Origin of the sequence: Pseudoalteromonas galatheae (assembly GCF_005886105.2) — a bacterium.
GTDB lineage: Bacteria > Pseudomonadota > Gammaproteobacteria > Enterobacterales > Alteromonadaceae > Pseudoalteromonas > Pseudoalteromonas galatheae.
In genome coordinates this window covers 1876482-1901927 of sequence record NZ_PNCO02000001.1, presented here as the reverse complement: position 1 = coordinate 1901927, position 25446 = coordinate 1876482, and the positions used below count along the sequence as shown (strand labels likewise).

The following is a 25446-nucleotide window of genomic DNA, read 5'->3' as shown; positions in this document are numbered from 1 at the left end:
ACACTAATTGGGTTAATTGTTAAAATTAATCCAATTAGTATTAGTCGTATGAACAACTAATTCGTAGTGGGCGCGGCTTTTACGCGCAGCAAAGCATCATTTTTTGCTGTGGTGGCAGGAATAATAGCAGGACGACTTAAAAACGACAATTTTGCGATGGACAAACAATGAGATGCGAGTACAGATAAAAGTTGAGTTAGTGTGATTATTAACCATAATTAAGGCAGTCAATTGTATCAAAAGGCCGCATTTGAAGCCTGCAAAAAGGAGTGCATATGACTTTAGTTTTATTGGTGATATTGGCCATAGTGGTAGTATTTTGTGTCCGTGATATCAGGGTTAAGTTGATCACTAAACCGCTCTTTAACTACTTCAAGACGTCATTACCTGAACTCTCCCAAACTGAGCGAGAAGCGATGGAAGCGGGGAGTATCTGGTGGGATGGTGCGTTGTTTTCGGGTAAGCCGAATTGGCGAAAGTGGTTGAGTAATGATAAGCCAAAGCTGAGCGATGAAGAACAGGCGTTTATAGATAACGAACTACATACGCTGTTAAAGATGCTTGATGAAGAAAAAATATCTGAGGCTCAAGACTTGCCTGCAGAAGTTTGGCAATTTTTGAAAGAAAAGGGCTTTTTTGCTTTTATTATTCCAAAGGCCTTTGGTGGCCGGGAGTTTAGTGCTCAGGCAAACTCCACCATTGTTGCAAAAATAGCCAGTCGTAGCTTGTCTACTGCAGTGACCGTGATGGTGCCGAATAGTTTAGGCCCTGCGGAATTACTGCTTCATTATGGCACCAATGAGCAGCAGAATACTTGGCTGCCAAAGCTGGCTTCGGGTGAGGCGCTACCTTGTTTTGCATTGACCTCTCCAGAGGCGGGATCGGATGCAGGCAGCATTCAAGACTTTGCTATTGTGTGTGAGCGTGAATTTGAGGGAGAAAAGCAAATTGGACTTGCGGTAACTTGGCAAAAACGATATATCACGTTGGCGCCTGTCGCTGATGTACTCGGACTTGCGTTTAAGGTTTACGACCCAGAACAATTGCTTTCAAACAAAGTAGAGCTTGGGATCACTTGTGCTCTTATTTCGACTGCACATGAAGGTGTAAAAACTGGAGACAGACATAACCCGTTGGGGCAAGCATTTATGAATGGCACAACCAGTGGCGAAGATGTTTTTATTCCAATGGCCTGGGTGATAGGCGAGGAGGCAGGTATTGGGAAAGGGTGGCGCATGCTGGTGTCGTGTTTAAGTGCTGGGCGGGGGATATCTTTGCCTGCGCTGAGCGCGGGAACTGCACAATTAAGTGCCAGAACGACTTCGGCTTACGCCGGTGTCCGTCGTCAATTTGGTGTACCTATCTCTGCCTTTGAGGGTGTGCAAAGCGCGTTAGCCAGAATTTACGGTTATAGCTATCTAATTGAAGCGGTGAGACAAACTACTGCATTGGCAATTGATTTAAAGCAAAGTCCTTCGGTAGTCACTGCAATTGCCAAGTATCACCTCACGGAACATGCAAGGGTGGCATTAAATGATGCGATGGATATTCATGGCGGTAAGGCTATTCAAATGGGGGAAATGAATTATCTTGCCCACAACTATATGGGAATGCCGATTTCTATTACCGTTGAGGGCGCCAATATTTTAACTCGAAGCTTGATGATTTTTGGTCAAGGTGCAACGCGTTGCCATCCTTTCATCATCAAAGAAATGAGTATCGTAAAGCAAGACGATCAAGTAATCGCATTGAAAGAGTTTGATGAAGTGCTTTGCAAACACTTGCAGCATACCTCTGTGAATGGGCTTAAGGCATTTTTTAATGGCTTCACACTTGCACGTTTTGAACGTGCGCCAGTTAGTGGTGATGTGGCGCTTTATTACCGACGCCTAACGTGGTTGAGTCAAGCGCTCTCTGTGTATAGCGATATTGCCATGTTAAAGCTAGGTGGTTCACTAAAACGTAGAGAAATGCTCTCTGCAAAACTAGGGGATGTCTTGAGCTTTCTTTATATCGCCTCGTGTGTGTTAAAAAAATACGAAGATGATGGCCGTCAGCAAGGGGATTTACCGCTGGTAAAGTTTGCCTTAGATCACTGTCTTAACGAAGCTAGTAAGGCTATTTATGCATTTTGTGATAACTTTACTGTAGCGCCACTGGCATTTTTATTAAAACGTTTGGCGTTTCCTGTTGGTAAGTGGGTCAAAGCACCGAGCGATAAATTAGCGGTGCAGGTGTGTAGCAATGTTTCTGAACACAACTCGACCCGTGAGCGTATCTCACATCTATGTGCCGTGGTAAAACACTCGGCGGTAGATACGGTTGAACATGCTTATTTACTGGAAAAAGCGCATGCTCCATTAATGGCAAAATATCGTAAGTGGTGTAAGCAAAATAGTATGAAACTGGTGGGTAAGACATTGAATGAAAAGCTCAGTATCGCAATGGACGACAAGGTGATTGATGATAAGAGTTCTGAAACCATCTTTTGTATTGAAACGTTAGTTGCAAAAGCGATTGCTGTTGATGCAAAAACGCCCAGCTAGTTCGTTGTGGCAGAGGGATATCAGCTAATTTGTTAAAAAGCCCCGACAGCGGGGCTTTTCTTTCTTATTCTTTAGTTAACGTGCAAAGGGATCGGCTAGTACCTTATCTACGTACCATTTGCCTTTTTTGCGCACCATACTGACACTGCGCATGTCATCTACTTGCTCACCGTGGAGTTGACCTGTAAAAATTAAATTAATTTTTGCGCTGTCGCCATACTGTTCGCGCAGACTTTGATTAGTCATGTCAACTTCTATAGTGACTTCATCGTACTGCATATTCACTAAATTTCTGGCGAATTGAGAGGCGGTACCGTAGGAGCGCATGATACGCGCGTGACGGGGCGTGGCGATTTTCATTGCAGCGTCTAAATCTTTTTGATTATAGAGTGCGTCAAAGTACATTGTTGCGGCATATCCGGGAGTGTCCTTGTCACCTCTGACATTATCCTCTGAGCCACATGCGGAAAGTAAAACCATCGCAGCTAAGACAACGAAAGCTTGCTTAAAAAGTGACTTCGTCATGCTAAAATACATCATATGCAGTTTAAAATTATTCACAATGAGTTAAGTTTGTCTGCTTACAGCCGATATGTAAAGCCAGTAAATGAAATAAATGTATTATGTGCTAAGGGTTTAAGATGTCTCGTTTAATATCACTAGCTTGGTTAGCTTTATTTTTGGTTGGGTGTGGATCGCAGCCTGAAATCAGTAAAGGGGTTACAAGCCAGCTAACACAAAACGGCATAATACTTGGGCATTTTTCTAAAGATGGAAAGTGGAGTGTAACATTAGACAGCAATTCTGAAATCCATATATATGACAATACCAATCAGTCAGTCATCTTCTCAGTACCTAAAGACAAAATAAAAACGCCAGTCAAAGCAATTTTGTTGTCTGATGATAAGGAGATGCTCATCGTGGCGGGTGAAAACCTTATCTCAATTTGGTCTGTTCCAAAGCAAAAGCTGATAACGAACGTACCCTTTGCTGGGGTGAGTCCACTAGCTTCGATTTCTGCTTTAGCACTTTCTCATAACAATCAGCGTTTGCTCGTTGCGATGGACGATGGCTCACTCAATATGGCGGACCTATTCACTAAGTTAAACAATCGCTTTATGCCTCATACCCGACCAATTGAGCATTTGGCGTTTGACGATAGTGGCGACTATTTTGTTACAGGCGCGCAAGATGGGCTGGTTGCCCTTTGGCAATTTGCATCACCAGAACCTTTGTATGAGCATCAATTTAGTCATCGAGTTACTAGTTTAACAGTAAGCCCTGATGGGCAGTATTTATTTGTCTCAGATGGGTTGAATGCGCAACATGTGCTGGATTTTGAGTCTGGAAAGCAGCTCAGTGAGCTAAAATATATGGCCCGCTTTAAGATGTTTAGAAAGGCCAAATTTATTTCTGGCTCGGGCTTACTTGCGACATCATCGTCAAAGTCTCACCTCTCCATCTGGCGCTATGAAAGCGGAGAAGAACTTGGTACTTGGTCTATTCATACAGCAAGAGAAGGGGCGACGGTAGTCGATATGTATGTCCCAAACCCAGACACTTTAGTAACGCTAAATAGCGATGGTATGTTTGAGACCTGGGCGGTTAATGTACTTGCTAAAAAGTAAGGGAGTGAAAGCACTCCCTTTGCTAATTATCCAAATCTTGGATTAATTGCAGTTCGACAAGCAAAACTTGAAATTAGGCGCGTTGGAAGTCGTATACGCTACCAAGATTGAGCAATTGCGTGAGTTCATCCAGTGCAGCATAGGACTCTTGCAGTAGGCTCGGATCAGCTAAGTCTTGCTCTGTGACTTTATCGCGATAATGTTTATTGACCCACGCGCTTAGTTGAATAAATTTATCTTCACTCATCATCACTTCTGGATTTACCGCTTTTAGCTCAGCTTCATTGAGGGCTACACGTAATCGCAAACACGCAGGTCCACCACCATTTTGCATGCTTTGGCGTAAGTCAAAAAAGCGTACTTGCGAAATCGGATTTTTTGCACCGAGCATATATTCGATATACGCTGCTACGTTATCATTCTTCGCACATTCTTCCGGTGCTACCAACATCATCTCGCCTGATGGCAAGGTGATCAATTGAGAGTTAAATAAGTAACTTTTTACTGCGTCTTCAACACTCACAGCATGCGTCGGAACTTCGACAATATGCAAAGGCTTTTCACCGATATACGCTTGTCTAATTTTAGTTAGACTAGTGGTTTGATCAATAAAAGCTTGATCATGACAAAACAATACATTTTCATTGCCCACCGCAATGACATCATTATGGAACACGCCTTGATCAATCACATTTGGGTTTTGCTGGATAAAAATTGCTTGCTTATCATCCAATTTATGTAGCCTTGCAATCGCTTGACTTGCTTCTAATGTTTGCCGAGCAGGATATTTAGTAGGACCCTTTATATCGCTGTTAAAGCCACTTGAACCGTACACAAATAATTGTAGACCTTTACTGCCATGGCTATCGGCGAGGCGAGTGTGGTTCGCAGCACCTTCATCGCCAAAAAAAGGTTGCTCAGGCAAATGCTGGTGATGTGCAAAATATTGCGCATTGGCGAACATAGCACGGAGTAAGTTCGTGGTGGTTTCTGGTTCTATTGAACGGTGGAATTTGCAGTTTAAATTGGCACTTGTGAAATGAACTTTGCCATCGCTGGAATCAACAGAAGGCGATACCGTCGCCGCATTTGCCGTCCACATCGCAGAGGCTGAGTAACAAGCTCGAAGCAATATAGGATCGTATTTATAGGCTTTTTCCAGGACTTGTGCATCCGTGCCTGAAAAGCCAACGCGGCGCAGTGGGGCTAAACTTGGGCGAGCATGAGGTGCAAATACCCCTTGTTTTAGGCCGATATCATGCATTGCTTTCATCTTTTCAAGACCTTGCAATGCCGCTTCTTTTGGATTAGAAACACTGGTAGCGTTAGAAAGTGACGCGACATTACCATAAGATAATCCGGCATAATTATGTGTTGGCCCTACTAAGCCGTCGAAATTGACTTCATAAGTCATAAGTGCGGTTCCTGTTGCGAATAGTTATAGATAACTAGTATGAGGCGGTTTCGCTGGTTTTTAAAGTGGCATCAGTCAAATAAGACGTTTGTACTTATTTAGCATGCGGCCATCGTAAAATAAATTGATAGAAAATTTAAATTAGCCTATTTCAATGAAATTGCTCACTTTGTCTGAGACTCGACTACACGTGATAGAGTTGTCTGGGCGTGATGGTAGATAGTGGCAAAAGTAATGACGGCAGCCTTTATTTAGTTTTCGCCTTTATTTAGTTGTTCTAGTTAAACCAGCTTTCATTGCAAATTTATCCCTTGTTGCCCACAATAGGGTTAAATTTCTTTTTATATCTAGGCAAACCATGGAAGTTGAACATCAGGAAATTGCCAATTTTTTAGTAGCTTACCCGCCATTTTCGGATTTGCCTCAAGAGGCACTATATAAACTCGCAAGCCAAGTTGAAGTAGGTTATTACCGAGCGGGCAGTGGCATTTTGGAATATGGGGAGCAGATCACTTACCTATATGTGATCCGCTCTGGTGCTGTTGAGCTCTATCGGCGCTCAGGTGAGTTATATAATCGTATTTCCACAGGGGGGATCTTTGGCCAGCGCGGTTTATTGATGAACCGTAAAGTTCGTTTTGGTGCTCAAAGCCTTGAAGATACGCTGGTGTATTGCATTCCTGTAGGCATCTTTGATGAGTATTGCGACGTTTATGAAGCGTTTGCTGATTATTTTGAAGCAGACGATAATGCCAGACTAAAAATCACAGTTTCTGAGCAAGCCGATAGCAATGATTTAACCACGGCCAAAGTGCGTAAACTATTGCTACGCGATGTGGTATATGTTGAACGTAATGCCACGGTACAGCAGGCAGCTCAAGTGATGGCAAAAGAGCATGTGTCATCACTACTTATTTATGATCCCGAGAAACCTGTTGTCGAAGATCCAGATGAAGATGATGGTCAGGTGGTTGGCCTTATCAGTGACAGAGATCTTCGCACAAAAGTAGTCGCAGAGGGGCTGAATTATCAAACGCCGGTCTCTGAGATTATGTCGACTGATCTTATTATTGTTGACTCCAATGCCTATGTCTTCGAAGCCATGATGCTGATGCTAAGAGACAACGTACATCACTTGCCTGTTGTACATAAGCGTAAGCCGATAGGGGTAGTCGCGCTATCCGACATTTTGCGCTATGAGTCTCAAAGCAGTCTATTGTTTGTTAGGGGGCTGATGGACCAGCAAAGTGTTGAAGACCTAAGTAGTTATGCCAAACAGCTTCCTGCAATTTTTACTCGTATGGTGAATGAAGACGCTAACTCACACATGATTGGGTCTGCGATGTCGATTATAGGTAAAACGTTTAAACATAAGTTACTCGAACTTGCGGAAGCAAAATTAGGCCCACCACCAATCCCTTATTGTTTTATTGCGCTCGGTTCAATGGCTCGGGACGAACAATTAATTGTGACCGATCAGGATAATGCACTGATCTTGGATGACAGTTATCAACCCGCAGAACATGGCACTTACTTCGAAAAGTTGGCTAAGTTTGTGTGTGATGGTCTAGCCAATTGCGGCTATAAATATTGTGATGGTGGGATCATGGCAAGCAACCCGACTTGGCGCTTAACTTACAGTCAGTGGTTAGCACAATTTGAAGACTGGATAGAAAATCCACGGCCTGAGGCATTGCTTAATAGCTCGATTTTCTTTGATTTAGAGGGCGTATGGGGTGAAACAAAATGGGCTGAGAAACTCACTGCTTTTATCAGTAAAAAGGCCAAAAACACCCCTAAATTTTTGGCCGCGATGGCGCATAATGCGCTAAGAAGAACACCGCCTTTGGGCTTTTTTAATGGATTTGTCCTTGAGCAAGATGGTGAACATAGGCGATCGATGAATATAAAGCGCCGTGGCACAGCGCCGCTTTCAGACTTGGTTCGAGTACATGCCCTTGGTGTTGGCTCTAAAAAACAAAACTCCTTTGAACGATTAGAAGATATTGATGAAGCAAATATACTGCCAAAGGGCAAGGTGCTAGATCTACAAGCTGCGCTTGAATACATCGCCATTATGCGTATTCGTCACCAAGCATGGCAAATTGAGCAGGGCGAAAAGCCTGATAACAGCTTGCCACCAGAAACACTCTCTGATTTTGAACAGCGTAACCTTAAAGAAGCTTTTGGCGTGTTAGACAAAGCACAGAGCTTTTTAAAGTTTCGCTATCAAAACAAATCCATGATGAAGTAGCGGTGTAACATGCAAGGCGAGATTATGTCATGGCCAAATCGCTTTCAGCATTTGGCAAAAACGTCGCAAGACCCAAGAATTCAAGCATTTTATCAGCAAGGAGTGGTAGATCCTTACCAGCAATTGAGCCAGTGCGAGTTTGTTGCCCTTGATTTTGAAACGACAGGGCTCGACCCAAACATCGATGATATTGTGAGTGTTGGCGTGGTGCCATTTGATTTACGACGGATCCGCTTGGCTCAAGCGAAGCATTGGCTTGTCAAGCCAACCAGTCCGCTGGCTGAGGAGTCTGTGGTACTGCACCGCATCACACATTCACAAGTCGAAAGCGCGCCAGATCTTCAAGATATTCTTGAGGAAGTGTTTGCTTCGTTGCATGGTAAAGTCATTGTGGTGCACTATCAGTTTGTCGAAAAGTCATTTTTTAATTCTGCGCTAAAAGCAAGATTGGGTGAGGGGATTGAGTTTCCAGTGATTGATACAATGGAAATTGAAAAGTCAGCGATAAACAACGCCAGAAGCTGGCTTGATAAGCTCAAACGAAAACCTATTCCTTCAGTACGCTTGGCTGATTGCAGAAAGCGTTATGGGCTTCCCTATTATCAGCCACATCATGCCTTGTCCGATGCGTTAGCAACAGCGGAGCTATTTCAAGCTCAAGCTCAATATTATTTAGGCCCATCAGACATGGTGAAGCGCTGGTGGAGCTAACCCTAAATAACAAAAAGGCGGAGCATACATCAAGCTCCGCCTGTAATGAGATTAGCGACCGTTAGCTTTTAGGCTCTGTTCTAAGCCCAAGGATCAAACTTACACACATCAACAGTAATACAAAGGTAAACGGTAAACCTGTTGAAATGGCGCCCGCTTGCAGCGCTTCAATCGCTTCTTTACCGCCGATCCACAGTAGCGCTGCCGCAATAGCACCCTCAATACTCGCCCAGAATATACGTTGTGGTACTGGGGCATCTATTTTACCACCAGCGGTAATACTATCGATAACCAAAGAGCCAGAGTCCGACGAAGTGATGAAGAAAACTAGTACAAGTAAAATCGCCGTGAACGAGAGTAAATCACTCATAGGTAGGTTTTCGAACATTTGAAACATTGCCAGTGGCACTTCAGTCAAGCCATCAGTTCCTAGAGCACCAATGCCATTTTTTACCTGATCGATAGCAAGGCCACCGTAGATTGACATCCAGATCACGGTTACCAATGTCGGGATTAATAATACTGCGGTGATAAATTCGCGTATGGTGCGACCCTCAGAAACCCGTGCGATAAACATACCAACAAACGGTGACCAAGATATCCACCATGCCCAATAGAATACGGTCCAACCTTGGAACCATGCTTCGTCGTCACGACCATGAGGATTACTCAGCGGAATAATGTTTTCAACGTAAGCCATTAAAGTTGTTGGAATATTACCCATGGCAATCGCAAAGCCTGCGATACCAACAAACAGTAATAATACAAATGCAATTAACATATTAACGTTACTGAGCAGCTTTACACCACCATCAATACCGCGAACGACCGAAATAATCGCAAGAGCGGTAACTCCCGCTATTACGGCAATTTCTAGACCGAGGCCAGCTTCTATGCCAAACACATGTTGGATCCCAGCACCAGCTTGTTGTGCACCTAAACCAAGTGATGTCGCAAGACCAAACAAGGTAGCAAGAACGGCCAGAATATCGATGATATGGCCTGGCCAACCCCAAGCTCTGTCTCCCAAAATCGGATAAAAGATCGAGCGTATCGACAGTGGTAAGCCTTTATTGTAGGCAAAGAAAGCTAGTGAAAGCGCAACAACGGCGTAAATAGCCCAAGGATGCAGCCCCCAATGGTACATGGTGGCACCCATTGCAAGCTCTGCCGCTTCAGGCGTGTTTGCGGTAACATTCAATGGTGTTTCATACCAACCTGTGTAATATGCGACGGGCTCAGCAACGCCCCAAAACATCAGACCTATACCCATACCCGCTGCAAATAGCATTGCCAGCCATGATGCCCGAGTGTAGCTTGGTTTGGCATTTTCACCACCTAGTCGAATTTTACCGTAAGGCGATAAAACGAGCACCAAACAAAATAGGACAAAGAAATTACCAGACCACATAAACAGAGCATCAAAGTTACCTATGATGTCCCACTTTATGCCGTCTAAGGTGGTCTTAGCTGTGTTTGCATCAACTAATAACACGGCGACTAAAAACGCCAGTATTAACCCCGCACTCACACCAAAAACCGGGTTATGTACGTCAAACCCCCACTTTTGAACATTGTCTTGTCCAACGGTGTAGTCTGTATTATCGATGCTGTACTTATCGTGGTGATTGCCCATGATATCCTCTTATTGTTCTCATCGTGATACGACACCAAGCTGATACACTGAATTTATCGCTAGGCAAGTGGTGATAACAATTCGACATAAACTAACTATGCAACAGTGAAAAATTTAATCTGGCTTTTAAAGCTAATCATTAGCTGTTTAGAATGGCTTTATCAGCCATAAAATATGCTAGCAATTTGCTTTAAGTAGTTATTAGTAAGTCACAAAAACTACTTAGTCTAGTTTAGATTATTCAGCGTATTCATTCGACTTATGTGTTTTTATCACATCAGGCGTATGGCTACCTAAATACGATGATGGGTTTATGTTAGTTACAGCGACAGTATACTGCCTCAATACTTGTAATTAAGATAAACCAACCGAACCGTTATGCTACTCAGCTATGGTATCAATATATTGTATCAACTTGATATTCAGTCGATGCTTCAAAGCAGCAACTTTTTATTTTAAGTCTTACTGGCATATGAAAATCCAATGCCAGCTAAACCTATTTGTAATAGTTTAGGGGGTGAGATTAAAAAGTAAATGGCTACTGAATTTTTTATTTAAAAATCATCACATTCATCAACTAGACATATAGAGTGATGTAAAGTGGCAAGTTTTTCTTTGATGGCATGTGAAAAAAACCCCTCTTGCGAGGGGTTTTGGGTAACTCAGCGCCTTTGGCACTGGGAATGAGGTCGGTACATTTGTAAGTTAGGGTGTGTCTTACGATGCCTCAAACTGCATTTCAGGGATCTCACCGTCGACGATAAGCTTGCCCGCAGTTTTGCTGATTATTTCATCAACACTAACACCCGGGGCGCGTTCTAGCAAATGGAATGCGCCGTCTTTTACTTCTAACACAGCTAAATCGGTTACGATTTTCTTTACACAATTTACGCCGGTTAGCGGCAATGTGCATGATTCAAGCAATTTAGAATCACCGTGTTTGCTAGCATGGGTCATGGTCACTATGATGTTGCGTGCACCAGCAACTAAGTCCATTGCACCACCCATGCCTTTGATTAATTTTTTCGGGATCATCCAAGACGCGATATTGCCTTGCTGATCAACTTCAAATGCACCTAGTACCGTTAAGTCTACATGACCACCACGGATCATGGCAAAGCTTTCCGCACTATTAAAAATTGCTGCACCTGTTGCTGCTGTCACGGTTTCTTTACCCGCGTTGATCATATCGGCGTCAACTTGGTCTTCGGTTGGGTAGGGACCCATACCTAACAAGCCATTTTCCGATTGCAGCATCACTTCGATGCCTTTTGGCACGTAGTTAGCTACTAAGGTTGGAATACCTATGCCTAAATTTACGTAGTAACCGTCTTCAAGCTCTTGCGCCACGCGCATCGCAATTTGTTCACGATTTAAACCCATGATTGCCTCCTATTTGCGCGTTGTGACACGTTCAATACGTTTTTCAAAGTCACCTTTGATCACGCGATTGACATAAATACCTGGGGTGTGGATTTGACTCGGCTCAAGTTCACCCGGTTCTACGATTTCTTCAACTTCCGCTACGGTGATTTTTCCGGCTGTCGCCGCCATTGGGTTAAAGTTCATTGCAGTATGGCGGAACACCAAGTTGCCATAGCGATCTGCTTTCCAAGCCTTAACAATGGCAAATTCACCAGTAATTGACTCTTCCAAAATATATGGTCGGCCATCAAATTCTTTTACTTCTTTACCTTCAGCAACGGGAGTACCGTACCCTGTTGCTGTGTAAAAAGCTGGGATCCCAGCACCACCAGCGCGCATCTTCTCTGCAAGCGTACCTTGTGGTGTTAATTCAACGTCAATAATGCCATCGAGAAGTTGCTGTTCAAACAGCGCATTTTCACCAACATAAGAGGCGATGATCTTCTTAATTTGACGATCTTTAAGCAAAATACCTAAACCAAAGTCGTCGACCCCACAGTTGTTTGAAACCACGGTAAGCTCTTTTGTTTGCAGGCGCTTAATTTCTGCAATTAAGCCTTCTGGAATACCACACAAACCAAAGCCACCTGCGATGATGGTATCGCCGTCTTTAAGACCTGTCATCGCTTCGCTGTAGCTTGATACGACTTTATCGAAACCGGCCATAAGCCCACTCCTAATAATGTTATTGTTTTAAGATTGACAAGTTTGCTTGAGTGCTAACGACACTTTACTGCTTGGTGTCTTGCCTAGCGCATCACAAATTGCCCATCCTGCTTTTGCTAGCCTTTCTAAATCAATTCCACACTCAATGCCAAGCCCTTGCAGTAAGTAAACTACATCCTCAGTGGCAACATTTCCTGACGCGCCTTTGGCGTAGGGGCAACCACCGAGACCTGCAACGGCGCTATCAACAGTTGCGATCCCCATTTGCAGGGCCGTGTGAATATTCGTTAATGCTTGTCCGTAGGTATCATGGAAATGCACCGCAAGCTTATCAGCAGGGATATGTTGCAATAACAAGGTGAGCAGCTGCTGGACTTTTTTAGGCGTACCAACACCTATGGTGTCGCCTAGGCTGATTTCATAACAACCAAGTGACAACAATTGTTTACATACCGCTAAAACTTGCTCTGGTTGTACTTCACCTTGATATGGGCAACCAACCACGCAGCTAACATAACCTCTTACTTTTATGTTGTTTTTTTGTGCAATTTCAACAACGGGACGAAAGCGTTCAATACTTTGTTCAATCGTGCAGTTGATGTTTTTTTGCGTAAATGCCTCACTGGCGGCAGTAAAAATGGCAAATTCGTCGACCTGATTTCCTAGTGCAAGCTCTGCGCCTTTAAGGTTTGGCGTTAGGGCGCTTATTTCAACGCCTTCACTACGCTCAAAGCCTTGGATCACCGCAGCAGAATCGGCCATTTGTGGCACCCATTTGGGCGACACAAACGCGCCTGCTTCTATGTGCTTGAGGCCAGCGTCTTTTAATGCGTTAACCAGCGAGATTTTAGCTTCTGTGGCAACACTGGCCTCATTTTGTAAGCCGTCCCGTGCGCCAACTTCTACAATTTTGACCTTAGCCGGATACTGAGACATTAGTCTTGCTCCTCAACAATCGCCAGCATATCGCCATGACTGACCAGCTCGCCTTCTGCAAAGCAGTATGAAGTGAGCGTGCCATCAAATGGTGCATTGAGCGTATATTCCATCTTCATGGCTTCGATTATCACAACGGCATCGCCTTTATTGACTTGAGTACCGACGGCTAACAAATGCTTAACCACGGTGCCGTTCAATGGCGCTGCCAGCGGTGCGGCTTCGTGCTCATGATCGCTAATGTAATGCTTTGACTTGAGTTCAACGGTATGTTGATACGGGCCATGCATAATAGTGATCGCGGTTTCGGTCACAATGGCGCTGGCCTGTAATCGTGCACCATCAATCACCACTGTTAACTGGTGTCCATTTAATTCACATTCAATTTGGTGGATTTGCTCGTTAAACGAAACCTTCCAACCACCTTGAGATTGATAGGCACAGGCGACATGATCTGCAAATGGTAAATCCACTTTCGCGGTTTGGTTAAGCCTAAAGCCTAAGTTTCCCCATACCGTGTTTTTACATGGTTGTTGGTGGCTAAGATAGGCCGCACTTGCTAATAACACCATTTTATCCAGCGGCGTATTCGATTGAGTTAGTACCTCAGTTTGCGTGTCGATAAAGTGGGTATCAGGCGCACCTGCTGTAAAAGTAGGGTGGCCTGCTAAGTGATGCAAAAATGCAATATTGGATTTTAAACCACACAGATGTACTTGCTCTAAACTCGATCTCAATTTGAGTAACGCTTGTTCACGATTTTTGCCATGAACAATAAGCTTTGCGATCATAGGGTCGTAAAATGGACTGATCTCATCGCCTTGCTGCACGCCAGTGTCAATTCTTACGCCATCTTTGGCTTCAGGAAAGCTAAGGTGTGAAAGTACACCAGAAAACGGCATAAAGTTCTCTTCAGGGTCTTCTGCGTAAATGCGCGCTTCAAAACTATGACCAGACAACGAAACCTGCTGTTGAGTAAGCGGTAGCGGTTCACCCGCAGCAACCATCAGTTGCCACTCGACTAAATCGAGGCCAGTCACCATTTCTGTCACTGGGTGCTCTACTTGCAGGCGAGTATTCATCTCCATAAAAAAGAACTCGTCGCCACATAATAAGAACTCCACTGTACCTGCGCCGCGATAATTAATAGCCTGCGCGCAGCGTACTGCTGCTTCACCCATGGCTTTGCGCATAGCATCACTCAAACCAGGCGCGGGCGCTTCTTCAATCACTTTTTGGTGACGACGCTGTAGTGAACAGTCTCTATCGCCGAGGTAAACACAGTTACCGTGACTATCGGCAAAAACTTGTACTTCAACGTGACGAGGCTTATCAACAAAACGCTCAAGCAGTACTAAATCATTGCCAAAACTCGCTGCAGCTTCACGTTTAGCGCCATGTAGTGCCGATAAAAACTCGCTGCTTTCTCGTACTACCCGCATGCCTTTACCACCACCGCCGTAAGCGGCTTTGATAAGTACTGGAAAGCCGATTTTTTCAGCTTCGGCTTGCAAGAAGTCATCTTCTTGTTTGTCACCATAATACCCAGGAACTAGAGGCACATTAGCGTCATGCATGATTTCCTTGGCTCGGGTCTTAGAACCCATCGCTTCAATAGAGCTTGCCAGCGGACCAATAAACGCAATGTTTGACGCTTCGCACGCTTTTGCGAATACTTCATTTTCAGACAAAAAACCATAACCTGGGTGGATGCAATCGACGCCCGCCGCTTTGGCGACCTCAAGAATTCTGTCCGCAACCAAATAAGACTCTTTACTTGGTGCCGGACCGATATGATAGGCTTCGTCAGCTGTTTTCACATGCATCGCATTGGCATCTGCATCAGAATAAACTGACACTGTGGTTAGGCCTAATTTCTTTGCGGTGCGCATCACGCGGCAGGCAATTTCACCACGGTTTGCGACTAGAATTTTAGTTAGCATGTTGACTCCTATTCGCTTGCGGCGGTTTGCCAGCGTGGTGCTCGTTTATCGAAAAAGGCGCTAAGACCTTCTTGGCCTTCGTCACTTACTCTAATTTCAGCGATACGCTTTGCGGTATGGGCGATCAACGCTTCATTTATCTCTTTACCAGCAACTTCGCTGATCAGTGCTTTGGCACTTTTCACAGCAGCAGGGCCATTGTTAAGCAAGGTACCGAGAAAACCCGCTTCGCTTTTTGCTAAATCATCGCTCAATTCGTGAATTAAACCCATTTCTAGCGCCTTTTCACCATCGAATACTTCGGCTGTTAAAAAATAGCGTCGCGCTTGGCGCTCCCCGATGGCTTTAATGACATAAGGACTAATCACAGCCGGAATAAGACCAAGCTTGACTTCACTTAAACAAAATTTAGAGTTGTGCTCTGCAATGGCGATATCACAACAGGCGATTAACCCAAGCGCACCGCCAAAAGCAGCGCCTTGCACCAAACACAGCGTTGGGTGAGGGCAAGTGGCCAGCACTTGCATTAATTTAGCAAGTTCTAAAGAATCAGCGACGTTTTCGTCATAGTCGTTGTCTGCCATGGATTTCATCCACGCCAGATCAGCCCCCGCTGAAAAGTGTTTACCTTCGGTTTTTAATACCAGCGCTCTGACATCAAGGCCGCTGGCATATTCGATATTCTTGATGAGATCGGCAATCACCTCCGCATTGAAGGCATTATGTTTTTCTGGGCGACTTAGCTCTAAAATCGCCACTTTGCTTTTTGTTATATTTAAAGTGACAGGCATAAGTGCTCCTTACATTCTGAAGACGCCAAATTTAGACTCTTTTTGCGGCGCATTGCTCGCAGCCTCTAAGGCAAGACCAAGTACTGTGCGCGTATCCGCAGGGTCGATAACGCCATCGTCCCAAAGCCTTGCGCTGGCATAGTATGGATGTCCTTGCTTTTCATACTGCTCGATGATTGGTTTTTTAAATTCACTCACTTCGGCATCGCTCATGCTAAGGCCCTTACGTGCTAAACCATCTTGTTTAACCTGCGTTAATACGCCCGCAGCTTGCTCACCACCCATTACGGAGATCCGTGCGTTTGGCCACATCCACATCATGGTTGGCTCGTAGGCTCTACCACACATGCCATAGTTACCAGCACCATATGAGCCGCCAATCAATACTGTAAACTTAGGCACATCAGCACAGGAAACGGCTGTTACCATTTTTGCACCGTGCTTGGCGATACCTTCCGCTTCGTATTTTTGGCCAACCATAAATCCAGTAATATTCTGCAAAAACAGCAGCGGAATATTACGCTGTGCACAGAGTTGAATAAAGTGTGCGCCTTTTTGCGCGGATTCGGAAAAGAGAATACCGTTGTTTGCTACGATCCCTACAGGGTGACCATAAATTTCAGCAAAACCAGTCACGAGCGTTTCGCCGAAGTAGCGTTTAAATTCATCAAACTGAGAATCGTCCACGATACGGGCAATGACTTCGCGCACATCAAATGGCTTTTTCAGATCCGTACCGACAATGCCATACACCTCACTGATGTCATACCGTGGTGGTTTGGCATCTTGAAGGAGTGGGCGAGTAGGGCGCTGATGGTTAAGGCGTGACACGCACTGTCTTGCGATAGAAAGCGCATGCTCGTCATTTTCTGCATAGTGATCGGCTACACCTGAGACTTTACAGTGAACATCTGCGCCGCCTAAGTCTTCTGCACTCACTTCTTCACCCGTGGCCGCTTTAACAAGCGGTGGCCCTGCCAAGAAAATGGTGCCTTGTTCTTTGACGATAATACTTTCATCAGCCATCGCTGGTACATATGCGCCACCGGCGGTGCATAACCCCATGACCACAGCTATTTGTGGGATCCCCTTTGCAGACATACGAGCTTGATTGTAGAAAATCCGACCAAAATGCAATTTATCTGGGAACACTTCATCTTGCTCTGGCAAGTTTGCACCGCCAGAATCCACCAAATAGATGCAAGGAAGATGGCAGCGCTCAGCGATTTCTTGCGCTCTTAGGTGTTTTTTTACAGTAATAGGGAAATAGGTTCCCCCTTTTACCGTCGCATCATTTGCCACAATCATGCATTCAACGCCTTTAACGCGTCCGATCCCGGCGACTACACCAGCACAAGGAATATCTTGCTCGTAAACCCCAAACGCGGCGAATTGGCCAATTTCTAAAAACGGCGAGCCCTCGTCAAGCAAGCTTTCAATTCGGTCACGTACAAATAATTTACCGCGACTTTGGTGACGAGCGATGAGCGCTTCACCACCACCTTGGCTTAGTGTGGCGACTTTATCTTTAAGATCAGCAACCAGCGATGCCATCGCATCGCTGTTTGCCTTAAACTGGGGATCATGCGGATTAACCGCAGAATTTAGTACCGTCATGTAGCACTCCTAGCGACTTTCGTTGAATAGCTCACGTCCGATAAGCATACGGCGGATCTCCGACGTACCAGCGCCAATTTCATACAGCTTGGCATCGCGAAGTAGTCGACCTGTAGGATATTCATTGATATAACCGTTTCCGCCTAGTAGCTGAATGGCATCAAGTGCAAGTTTGGTTGCAAGTTCTGCGGCATATAAAATCGCTCCAGCAGCATCTTTACGTGTGGTTTCGCCACGGTCACAGGCTTTCGCCACGGTATAAACGTATGAGCGTGCGGCGTTCATTTGCGTGTACATGTCAGCAACTTTGCCCTGCACCAGCTGGAATTCACCGATAGATTGGTTAAATTGTTTACGCTCGTGAATATAAGGTACTACCACATCCATACAAGCCTGCATAATACCAAGCGGACCGCCTGCCAATACCACACGCTCGTAGTCTAGGCCACTCATGAGTACCTTAACGCCTTCATTGTATTCGCCAAGGATGTTTTCTGCAGGTACTTCGCAGTTTTCGAATACCAGCTCACAGGTGTTTGAACCACGCATTCCAAGTTTGTCTAGCTTTTGTGCCGTTGAAAAACCAGGGAAGATTTTTTCGACGATAAAGGCGGTGATCCCGCGAGGGCCTGCATTGATATCGGTTTTTGCGTAAATCACAAAAACGTCGGCATCTGGACCGTTGGTGATCCACATTTTATTACCGTTTAGGATGAACTTGTCACCTTGCTTTTCAGCACGCAGTTTCATTGAAACCACGTCAGAGCCAGCATTGGGCTCACTCATCGCTAGCGCACCGATGTGTTCACCGCTGATAAGTTTTGGTAGATACTTTTCTTTTTGGGCTTGGTTGCCGTTACGGTTAATTTGGTTCACACATAGGTTTGAATGCGCGCCGTAGCTTAAGCCAATTGATGCACTCGCACGGCTTATCTCTTCCATTGCAATAACGTGTTCAAGATAACCCATGTTTGAGCCGCCAAATTCTTCAGCAACGGTGATCCCAAGTAGGCCCATTTCGCCAAACTTTGGCCACATTTCGTTTGGAAATGCATTTTCTTGATCTGTTTTTTCAGCCAGTGGGGCAATTTCACTGGTCGCAAAGCTATTCACATGATCACGGATCATGTCTGCTGTTTCGCCTAGTCCAAAGTTTAATTCTTTATATAAAGATACTGTGCTCATCGGTATTCATCCTGTTGTGAGAGTTTATTTTTCGAGCTCGTGTAGGGTGTCGCGACAACGGCGCTCAGCCGTCACTAGTTCCATTAAGACAACTTTAATGTCGTCCATTTGTTGGCTTAAATCGGCTTTTTTCTCTTCAATGAGTTGCAACATGGTTTTAAGTTGCTTTTCGCTTGATTTGTCGGCGTCGTAAAGCTCAAATAGTCGGCCAGTTTCAGCAAGTGTAAAACCAAGACGTTTTCCGCGAAGGATCAGTTTTAATCGAACTTTGTCACGTTTTGAGTAAATACGCGTTTGTCCTTGACGCCTAGGAGAAAGGAGTCCTTGGTCTTCGTAAAAACGAATACTGCGAGTAGTAATATCAAATTCTTTAGCTAACTCGCTGATTGAATAGGTAGGTTCATTAATTTCTTGCATTTTTATTTACACTTACAACGTCACTGATTAGACCAATATAAGTGAAGTTTACGTAAAGGTAAAGTAAGAATAGCAGATCCTTCTTTAGTCTTATAAAAGGAATATTCTGTCCGTTCGAATTGTCATCAAATCTTCATTACAGCTAGAGAAAATAAGCCTTGGAAACAAATTTGTGCAAGTTAGCTTTACACTTTCACTGATCTCGTTTGGCTTGATTTTAGATTTACGTTGGCGTAAACGTAAATATTATGTATGCTCGAATACAGAGTTAATTTTTAACAAGTCCAAGATTGGCTTGTAAACAGGAGTTTTGCAATGAGTAACGAAGCTGTTGTCATCGTCGCTGCTAAGCGTACACCAATGGGTGGCTTTATGGGAAGCCTATCTGACGCAACCGCGACAGACTTAGGTGCGACTGCAATTAAAGCAGTAATGAATGAAACAGGTCTTAGTGACGCGAGTATAGACGAAGTTATCATGGGCTGTGTCTTACCTGCAGGCCTTGGTCAAGCGCCAGCGCGTCAAGCGATGCTACACGCGGGGCTTGCACGCTCGACGGGAGCGACGACAATTAACAAGGTGTGCGGCTCGGGTCTAAAAGCAGCGATGTTCGCGCATGATCTCATCCGCTCAGGTAGCATTAATTCTGCTATCGCTGGCGGCATGGAAAGCATGACTAACTCACCTTACTTTATTCCAAAAGCCCGTGGCGGAATGCGCATGGGTCATGGCGAAATCAAAGACCATATGATGGCTGATGGTTTAGAAGATGCTTATGACAACAAAGCGATGGGTTGCTTCGCACAGGCTACTGCCGATGAATATGGCATTACTCGCGAGCACATGGATGAATTTGCACTTGGCTCACTAAGTAAAGCAAACGCCGCAATCGAAAATGGCAGCTTTGGCAATGAAATTGCCCCTCATGTAATGAGTACACGTAAGGGCGATGTTGAGGTTAATACTGACGAGCAACCTGGTAACGCGCGTCCAGACAAAATTCCATCACTTCGTCCAGCATTTAAAAAAGACGGTACTATCACAGCCGCCAACTCCTCGTCTATTTCTGACGGTGCAGCAGCGCTGATTTTAATGAGTGAATCAGAAGCGAAAAAGCACGGTTTGACACCACTTTGTAAGATTGTTGCCCATGCAACTCACTCACAAGCGCCTGCTGAATTTACCGTGGCACCAGTCGGTGCGATGAATAAGCTGCTTGAAAAAGCAGGTTGGTCGACAGCAGATGTTGATCTTTGGGAAATCAACGAAGCGTTTGCGATGGTGACTATGTTGGCTATCAACGAAATGCAGTTAGATAGCAACAAAGTCAACGTCAACGGTGGTGCTTGTGCACTAGGTCACCCAATCGGTGCAAGCGGTGCTCGCATCCTAGTTACACTCATACATGCACTAAAAAACCGCGGCTTATCAAAAGGCGTTGCGTCACTATGTATCGGTGGTGGTGAAGCTGTAGCACTCGCGGTAGAAGTGTAAGTTACTGCAATTTATTTCGTTCAAGGGGCGCTGCGTTTTCCATAATTCTAATCATTCACGCAGCGCATAAACTCGTTTTATGGGGAGGAGTGCTTCATGCACCAAGTACCTTTATACATCAACGGTGAATTTTCACAGTCTCAGTCTGACAAATGGTTAGACGTTGTTAATCCGGCTAATCAAGAAGTATTAGCAAAAGTACCTTGTGCTACTAACGAAGAAGTTCAGGCTGCAATTCATTCAGCTCAAGAAGCATTTAAAACGTGGCGTAATGTTCCGGTAACTGAGCGTGCGCGAATTATGATGCGTTATGCAGCGCTTCTTAAAGAGCATCAAGAAGAAATCGCAACCATCATTTGCCATGAACTAGGTAAAACTTTTGAAGATGCGAAAGGTGATGTATGGCGTGGTATTGAAGTGGTTGAGCAAGCATGTAATGCCCCTTCAATGATGATGGGCGAGACGGTAGAAAACGTTGCCCGAAATATCGACACCTATTCATATACCCAACCGCTAGGCGTTTGTGCGGGTATTACGCCATTTAACTTCCCAGCGATGATCCCACTGTGGATGTTCCCAATGGCAATTGTATGCGGTAACACCTTTGTACTTAAGCCATCAGAGCAAGATCCACTAACGCCAATGCGCTTGGTTGAACTGTTTGAAGAAGCCGGTGCGCCAAAAGGCGTACTACAGGTAGTACACGGTAGTAAGGGTCAGGTCGACCAAATCCTTGAAGCGCCGGAAATTCGCGCGATTTCTTTCGTGGGTTCTTGTGGTGTTGGTCAGTACATTTACAGCAAAGGTACGCAAAATCTCAAACGCGTTCAAGCGTGTGTTGGTGCAAAAAACCACATGGTTATCATGCCAGATGCGAAAAAAGAACAAGTGATAAATAACCTGGTTGGCTCTTCGGTCGGCGCGGGTGGTCAGCGCTGTATGGGGATCTCAGTTGCCGTGTTTGTTGGCCAATCACAACAGTGGGTCGATGAACTAAAAGACGCTATGGCGAAGGTTCGTCCTGGCGTGTGGGATGACCCAGAAGCTGCTTATGGTCCGCAAACGACGCCGCAAGCTAAAGCGCGTATTCTATCGCTGATTGACAGTGGTAAGCAGCAAGGCGCAACGTGTTTGCTAGATGGCTCTGAGTTTACCGTTGAGGGTTATGAAAATGGTAACTGGGTAGGTCCAACGCTGTTTTCAAACGTCACAACTGACATGGATATCTACAAAGAAGAAATCTTTGGCCCAGTCCTTTGTTGTGTATTTGTCGATAGTTTAGATGAAGCAATTACGCTTATTAATAACAACCCATACGGTAACGGCACCTCATTATTCACCGCAAGCGGTGGCGCAGCACGCAAGTTCCAGCGTGAAATCGAAGTGGGTCAGGTAGGGATTAATATTCCTATTCCAGTGCCTTTGCCGTTCTTCTCATTTACCGGTTGGAAGAACTCATTCTACGGCGACCAACATACCTATGGTAAGCAAGGCGTGCGTTTCTATACAGAAACCAAAACAATTACCTCACGCTGGTTTGACGATGAGGCTGTCAGTGGTCCAAATATGAGTATCAACCTTAGATAACTCATATTGCATAGTGTGCTCTGCAGGGGGAGCACGCTATTTTTTACCAAAACGATAAGAATTACAGACACACATTCAGGGTGTCAGAACAGCAAGAGAGGTCTAGCGTGGACTTTAACCTAAACGAAGATCAACAAGCATTTGCCGATATGGCGCACCAATTTGCAATGAGCGAGCTTGCTCCACATGCTGCAAAATGGGATCAAGAGCACATTTTTCCAAAAGACGTAATTCAAAAAGCAGGTGAGCTTGGCTTTTGCGGTCTATATACGCCAGAAGAGGCAGGTGGTCTGGGTTTATCTCGCCTTGACTCAAGTATTATTTTTGAGCAACTTTCTATGGGTTGTACAGCAACAACCGCCATGTTGACTATTCATAACATGGCAACGTGGATGATAGCGAGCTTTGCAACGGAAGAAACCAAAGCAAAATATATGGATCAGTTAGTAACAGGTGAGCTACTGGCTTCTTACTGTCTAACTGAGCCAGGCTCTGGCTCTGATGCTGCATCGCTGAAAACAAAAGCAATAAAAGAAGGCGACGAGTACGTTTTGTCTGGCTCTAAGATGTTTATCTCAGGGGCCGGTGAAACCGACGTATTGGTGGTAATGGCAAGAACCGGTGAAGACGGTCCAAAAGGTATTTCGGCATTTGTTGTACCTGCCGATGCTGACGGCGTTATTTATGGCAAAGCAGAAGAAAAAATGGGGTGGAACGCTCAACCTACGCGCCTTATCACGCTTGAAAATGTTCGTATCCCAGCCGCAAACCTGCTAGGCCAAGAAGGAGAAGGCTTCAAATTTGCGATGCAAGGCCTTGATGGTGGTCGTATTAATATTGCAACTTGCTCGATTGGTACAGCTCAGCAGGCGCTCAATACCGCCAAGCAGTATATGCAAGAGCGTTCTCAGTTTGGCAAACCTTTAGCGGCGTTCCAAGCACTTCAATTTAAAATTGCAGATATGAATACAGAACTTGTGGCTGCGCGCCAAATGGTTCGACTTGCGGCATTTAAACTGGATAGCAACGACCCAGAAAAGACCACTTATTGCGCTATGGCAAAGCGCTTTGCCACTGATGTAGGTACTAAGGTGTGTGATGATGCACTGCAAATTCATGGTGGTTACGGGTATATCAAAGAGTATCCACTGGAGCGCCATCTACGTGACGTACGTGTACATCAGATCCTTGAAGGTACAAACGAAATCATGCGTGTAATTATTGCACGTCGGATCTTAGCTGAAGGCGCGGCAAGCGTCCTATAAGGAGAGCATCATGACTGCACAATTAAAACTCGAAAAACAAGGCCATACTGCCGTTGTTACTATGTCAAATCCACCTGCGAATACGTGGACAAAAGGCACACTAACTGCACTTAAAAATCTAGTAATCGAATTGAACGCAGATAAAGAAATCTATTCTTTAGTGATCACTGGTGAAGGCGAAAAGTTCTTTTCAGCCGGTGCGGATCTAAACGTATTTGCCGACGGCGACAAAGGGGTCGCTGCGGATATGTCTCGAGTATTTGGCGAAGCGTTTGAAACACTCAGCGACTTTAGAGGCGTATCAATTGCTGCTATCAATGGTTTTGCAATGGGTGGCGGCTTAGAAGTCGCACTAGCATGCGATATCCGTATTGCCGAAGCTCAAGCCCAAATGGCACTTCCTGAGGCGAAAGTCGGATTGTTACCTTGTGCTGGCGGCACACAAAATTTGTCTTGGCTTGTGGGCGAAGGCTGGGCAAAACGTATGATTTTATGCGGTGAACGCTTAAAAGCTGATAAAGCACAGCAAATTGGCTTAGTTGAAGAAGTGGTCGAGCAGGGTAAAGCACTGGAGGCTGCGCTTGAACTTGCTAAGAAAGTGGAAGATCAAAGTCCAGTTGCGGTCACAGCTTGTAAGGCCCTCATTCAAAAAGGTCGCACTGGCACAATCAATAGCGCATTGCCGCTGGAACGCGAACTCTTTGTAACACTATTCGATACGCAAGATCAAAAAGAAGGCGTAAACGCGTTTCTAGAGAAGCGTAAAGCGAATTGGGTAAATGGCTAATGACTGAATTTGAGCTAATAAATCACGAAGAGGCGCCGGTTATATTCGAACAGGCAACGTGCCATAACGGGATGAAAATAGCGCTGGCGACATTAAATGCACCAAAAGCGTTAAATGCCTTAAACCTCGATATGATCCGTTTGCTCGCGCCACAACTTGACGCTTGGGCAAACGACCCGCAAATAGCAATGGTTATGCTAAAAGGTGCTGGAGAGAAGGCGTTTTGTGCCGGCGGCGATGTCGTGAGTTTATATCGCGAAATGTCGTCTGATACGAGTAATGCATTAATTGAAACCTTTTTTAGTGAAGAATATCGGTTAGATTATCAAATCCATAACTATGATAAACCAATCCTACTTTGGGGTAATGGCATCATCATGGGTGGTGGACTGGGCTTAACGGCTGGTGCAAGCCATAAAGTGATGACCGAAACGTCGCGCATTGCTATGCCGGAAATCACCATTGGCTTATACCCTGATGTGGGAGGGAGCTATTTCCTCAATAAGATGCCAAAAGGCGTTGGGCTATTCTTGGGGCTCACCGCTGCAAACATTAACGCTGCGGATGCCAAGCTGGTTGGGCTCGCCGACCACTTTATGGACTCAGAAAAGCTGAGCTTACTATTACAAAACCTAGTTGAAGTGAACTGGGGCAAAACCAATGTATTAAATCATGAAAAGCTCACGCAGTTGTTGTTGTCACTAGATGAAGCCTCTCATGCGCCGCCAAAAAGCGAAATTAAACCGCTTATCAAGGTATTCGAAGCGCTTGATGAGAAAGATACTTTATCAGAGCAGGTTGAGTTTATTTTAGCGTTGGATAGCACTGACAACAAATGGCTAAGCAAGGCACAGGCTGCGTTAAAACATGGTTCACCATTGAGCGCAGCATTGGTTAAAGCGCAGCTTACTAGAAGTGAAGGTAAAACACTCAAAGACTGCTTTAAGCAGGAGTTAGGTATGTCGGTAACGGCTGGCGAGTTTGGTGAGTTTCAAGAAGGTGTTCGTGCGCTGCTTATCGATAAAGATGGCAAACCAAATTGGCGGTTTAAATCGGTTGCTGAGATTCCAAATGACGCAATAGAACGTTTTTTCACACCTCGATGGGATGAAAACGATCATCCTTTGCGTGACTTATAAGGAGT

The 25446-nt window shown here is 45.0% G+C and carries 20 protein-coding genes; 9 read left to right on the top strand and 11 right to left on the bottom strand.

Features of this window, described 5'->3' with window-relative positions; translation table 11 throughout:
- Window positions 1-275 precede the first annotated feature (275 nt).
- A complete protein-coding gene (locus CWC29_RS08300; RefSeq protein ID WP_138523102.1) occupies window positions 276-2546 on the top strand; it encodes an acyl-CoA dehydrogenase in 2271 nt (756 codons plus the stop codon).
- Window positions 2547-2621: 75 nt separating this feature from the next.
- On the opposite strand, the gene CWC29_RS08295 is transcribed toward CWC29_RS08300, so the two are convergent.
- Window positions 2622-3071 carry a hypothetical protein gene (locus CWC29_RS08295; protein ID WP_138523100.1) on the bottom strand — a complete coding sequence of 150 codons (450 nt, stop codon included), beginning with the start codon at window positions 3069-3071 and terminating at the stop codon, window positions 2622-2624.
- Between the two features lie 116 nt (window positions 3072-3187).
- Between CWC29_RS08295 and CWC29_RS08290 the strand changes: the two genes are divergently transcribed.
- On the top strand, window positions 3188-4174 hold the full coding sequence (locus CWC29_RS08290) for a WD40 repeat domain-containing protein (RefSeq protein WP_138523098.1): 987 nt from the start codon (window positions 3188-3190) through the stop codon (window positions 4172-4174).
- Between the two features lie 73 nt (window positions 4175-4247).
- Here the strand turns inward: CWC29_RS08290 and astB are convergent, their stop codons facing one another.
- Complete coding sequence (gene astB, locus CWC29_RS08285) at window positions 4248-5588, bottom strand: N-succinylarginine dihydrolase (RefSeq protein ID WP_138523096.1); 1341 nt, start codon at window positions 5586-5588, stop codon at window positions 4248-4250.
- Window positions 5589-5946: 358 nt separating this feature from the next.
- Here astB and CWC29_RS08280 point away from each other — a divergent pair, with 358 nt between their 5' ends.
- Together CWC29_RS08280 and CWC29_RS08275 are read left to right on the top strand one after the other, a co-directional pair.
- Entirely contained in the window at window positions 5947-7842 is a 1896-nt protein-coding gene (locus CWC29_RS08280; RefSeq protein ID WP_128725988.1) for a DUF294 nucleotidyltransferase-like domain-containing protein, read from the top strand.
- A 9-nt stretch (window positions 7843-7851) separates the two neighbouring features.
- Window positions 7852-8553 (top strand): 3'-5' exonuclease, encoded by a 702-nt coding sequence (locus CWC29_RS08275; RefSeq protein ID WP_209319040.1) that lies wholly within the window; start codon window positions 7852-7854, stop codon window positions 8551-8553.
- Between the two features lie 61 nt (window positions 8554-8614).
- On the opposite strand, the gene CWC29_RS08270 is transcribed toward CWC29_RS08275, so the two are convergent.
- The 9 genes from CWC29_RS08270 to CWC29_RS08230 all read right to left on the bottom strand — a co-directional run bounded on the left by CWC29_RS08270 (window position 8615) and on the right by CWC29_RS08230 (window position 19169).
- Complete coding sequence (locus CWC29_RS08270) at window positions 8615-10189, bottom strand: BCCT family transporter (RefSeq protein WP_128725990.1); 1575 nt, start codon at window positions 10187-10189, stop codon at window positions 8615-8617.
- 717 nt (window positions 10190-10906) lie between these two features.
- On the bottom strand, window positions 10907-11572 hold the full coding sequence (locus CWC29_RS08265) for a CoA transferase subunit B (protein WP_010378611.1): 666 nt from the start codon (window positions 11570-11572) through the stop codon (window positions 10907-10909).
- Between the two features lie 9 nt (window positions 11573-11581).
- Window positions 11582-12280 carry a CoA transferase subunit A gene (locus CWC29_RS08260; RefSeq protein WP_138523092.1) on the bottom strand — a complete coding sequence of 233 codons (699 nt, stop codon included), beginning with the start codon at window positions 12278-12280 and terminating at the stop codon, window positions 11582-11584.
- 27 nt (window positions 12281-12307) lie between these two features.
- Entirely contained in the window at window positions 12308-13216 is a 909-nt protein-coding gene (locus tag CWC29_RS08255) for a hydroxymethylglutaryl-CoA lyase (RefSeq protein WP_138523090.1), read from the bottom strand.
- The gene (locus CWC29_RS08250) at window positions 13216-15159 is read right to left on the bottom strand and encodes an acetyl-CoA carboxylase biotin carboxylase subunit (protein WP_138523088.1); all 1944 of its coding nucleotides are present in this window, start codon (window positions 15157-15159) and stop codon (window positions 13216-13218) included. Before CWC29_RS08250 ends, CWC29_RS08255 begins: the two co-directional genes overlap by 1 nt.
- Before the next feature lie 8 nt (window positions 15160-15167).
- Window positions 15168-15950, bottom strand: coding sequence for an enoyl-CoA hydratase-related protein (locus tag CWC29_RS08245; protein WP_138523086.1), 783 nt, complete (start codon window positions 15948-15950; stop codon window positions 15168-15170).
- Between the two features lie 9 nt (window positions 15951-15959).
- Window positions 15960-17567, bottom strand: coding sequence for a carboxyl transferase domain-containing protein (locus tag CWC29_RS08240; protein ID WP_128725995.1), 1608 nt, complete (start codon window positions 17565-17567; stop codon window positions 15960-15962).
- A gap of 9 nt (window positions 17568-17576) precedes the next feature.
- Complete coding sequence (locus tag CWC29_RS08235; RefSeq protein ID WP_138523084.1) at window positions 17577-18752, bottom strand: isovaleryl-CoA dehydrogenase; 1176 nt, start codon at window positions 18750-18752, stop codon at window positions 17577-17579.
- Between the two features lie 24 nt (window positions 18753-18776).
- Window positions 18777-19169, bottom strand: coding sequence for a MerR family transcriptional regulator (locus CWC29_RS08230; protein WP_010378624.1), 393 nt, complete (start codon window positions 19167-19169; stop codon window positions 18777-18779).
- A gap of 315 nt (window positions 19170-19484) precedes the next feature.
- Between CWC29_RS08230 and CWC29_RS08225 the strand changes: the two genes are divergently transcribed.
- From CWC29_RS08225 to CWC29_RS08205, 5 genes are all read left to right on the top strand, one after another.
- Entirely contained in the window at window positions 19485-20663 is a 1179-nt protein-coding gene (locus CWC29_RS08225; protein ID WP_010378626.1) for a thiolase family protein, read from the top strand.
- A 96-nt stretch (window positions 20664-20759) separates the two neighbouring features.
- Window positions 20760-22250 (top strand): CoA-acylating methylmalonate-semialdehyde dehydrogenase, encoded by a 1491-nt coding sequence (locus CWC29_RS08220; RefSeq protein WP_138523082.1) that lies wholly within the window; start codon window positions 20760-20762, stop codon window positions 22248-22250.
- Window positions 22251-22357: 107 nt separating this feature from the next.
- Window positions 22358-23515: an acyl-CoA dehydrogenase family protein gene (locus CWC29_RS08215; RefSeq protein WP_128725998.1), complete on the top strand. Its 1158-nt coding sequence runs from the start codon at window positions 22358-22360 to the stop codon at window positions 23513-23515.
- 10 nt (window positions 23516-23525) lie between these two features.
- A complete protein-coding gene (locus CWC29_RS08210) occupies window positions 23526-24302 on the top strand; it encodes an enoyl-CoA hydratase (RefSeq protein WP_128725999.1) in 777 nt (258 codons plus the stop codon).
- Window positions 24302-25441, top strand: a complete 1140-nt coding sequence (locus tag CWC29_RS08205; RefSeq protein WP_128726000.1) for an enoyl-CoA hydratase/isomerase family protein — start codon at window positions 24302-24304, stop codon at window positions 25439-25441. Before CWC29_RS08210 ends, CWC29_RS08205 begins: the two co-directional genes overlap by 1 nt.
- Window positions 25442-25446: the final 5 nt, after the last annotated feature.

What these genes read in the sequence shown, in the direction of transcription:
- CWC29_RS08260 (WP_138523092.1), bottom strand. Translation starts at nt 12,280, where the DNA reads ATGGCCGGTTTCGATAAAGTCGTATCAAGCTACAGCGAAGCGATGACA.
- CWC29_RS08210 (WP_128725999.1), top strand. Translation starts at nt 23,526, where the DNA reads ATGACTGCACAATTAAAACTCGAAAAACAAGGCCATACTGCCGTTGTT.
- CWC29_RS08240 (WP_128725995.1), bottom strand. Translation starts at nt 17,567, where the DNA reads ATGACGGTACTAAATTCTGCGGTTAATCCGCATGATCCCCAGTTTAAG.
- CWC29_RS08230 (WP_010378624.1), bottom strand. Translation starts at nt 19,169, where the DNA reads ATGCAAGAAATTAATGAACCTACCTATTCAATCAGCGAGTTAGCTAAA.
- CWC29_RS08255 (WP_138523090.1), bottom strand. Translation starts at nt 13,216, where the DNA reads ATGTCTCAGTATCCGGCTAAGGTCAAAATTGTAGAAGTTGGCGCACGG.
- CWC29_RS08275 (WP_209319040.1), top strand. Translation starts at nt 7,852, where the DNA reads ATGCAAGGCGAGATTATGTCATGGCCAAATCGCTTTCAGCATTTGGCA.
- CWC29_RS08245 (WP_138523086.1), bottom strand. Translation starts at nt 15,950, where the DNA reads ATGCCTGTCACTTTAAATATAACAAAAAGCAAAGTGGCGATTTTAGAG.
- CWC29_RS08270 (WP_128725990.1), bottom strand. Translation starts at nt 10,189, where the DNA reads ATGGGCAATCACCACGATAAGTACAGCATCGATAATACAGACTACACC.
- CWC29_RS08205 (WP_128726000.1), top strand. Translation starts at nt 24,302, where the DNA reads ATGACTGAATTTGAGCTAATAAATCACGAAGAGGCGCCGGTTATATTC.
- CWC29_RS08225 (WP_010378626.1), top strand. Translation starts at nt 19,485, where the DNA reads ATGAGTAACGAAGCTGTTGTCATCGTCGCTGCTAAGCGTACACCAATG.
- astB (WP_138523096.1), bottom strand. Translation starts at nt 5,588, where the DNA reads ATGACTTATGAAGTCAATTTCGACGGCTTAGTAGGGCCAACACATAAT.
- CWC29_RS08265 (WP_010378611.1), bottom strand. Translation starts at nt 11,572, where the DNA reads ATGGGTTTAAATCGTGAACAAATTGCGATGCGCGTGGCGCAAGAGCTT.
- CWC29_RS08300 (WP_138523102.1), top strand. Translation starts at nt 276, where the DNA reads ATGACTTTAGTTTTATTGGTGATATTGGCCATAGTGGTAGTATTTTGT.
- CWC29_RS08290 (WP_138523098.1), top strand. Translation starts at nt 3,188, where the DNA reads ATGTCTCGTTTAATATCACTAGCTTGGTTAGCTTTATTTTTGGTTGGG.
- CWC29_RS08220 (WP_138523082.1), top strand. Translation starts at nt 20,760, where the DNA reads ATGCACCAAGTACCTTTATACATCAACGGTGAATTTTCACAGTCTCAG.
- CWC29_RS08250 (WP_138523088.1), bottom strand. Translation starts at nt 15,159, where the DNA reads ATGCTAACTAAAATTCTAGTCGCAAACCGTGGTGAAATTGCCTGCCGC.
- CWC29_RS08235 (WP_138523084.1), bottom strand. Translation starts at nt 18,752, where the DNA reads ATGAGCACAGTATCTTTATATAAAGAATTAAACTTTGGACTAGGCGAA.
- CWC29_RS08280 (WP_128725988.1), top strand. Translation starts at nt 5,947, where the DNA reads ATGGAAGTTGAACATCAGGAAATTGCCAATTTTTTAGTAGCTTACCCG.
- CWC29_RS08295 (WP_138523100.1), bottom strand. Translation starts at nt 3,071, where the DNA reads ATGACGAAGTCACTTTTTAAGCAAGCTTTCGTTGTCTTAGCTGCGATG.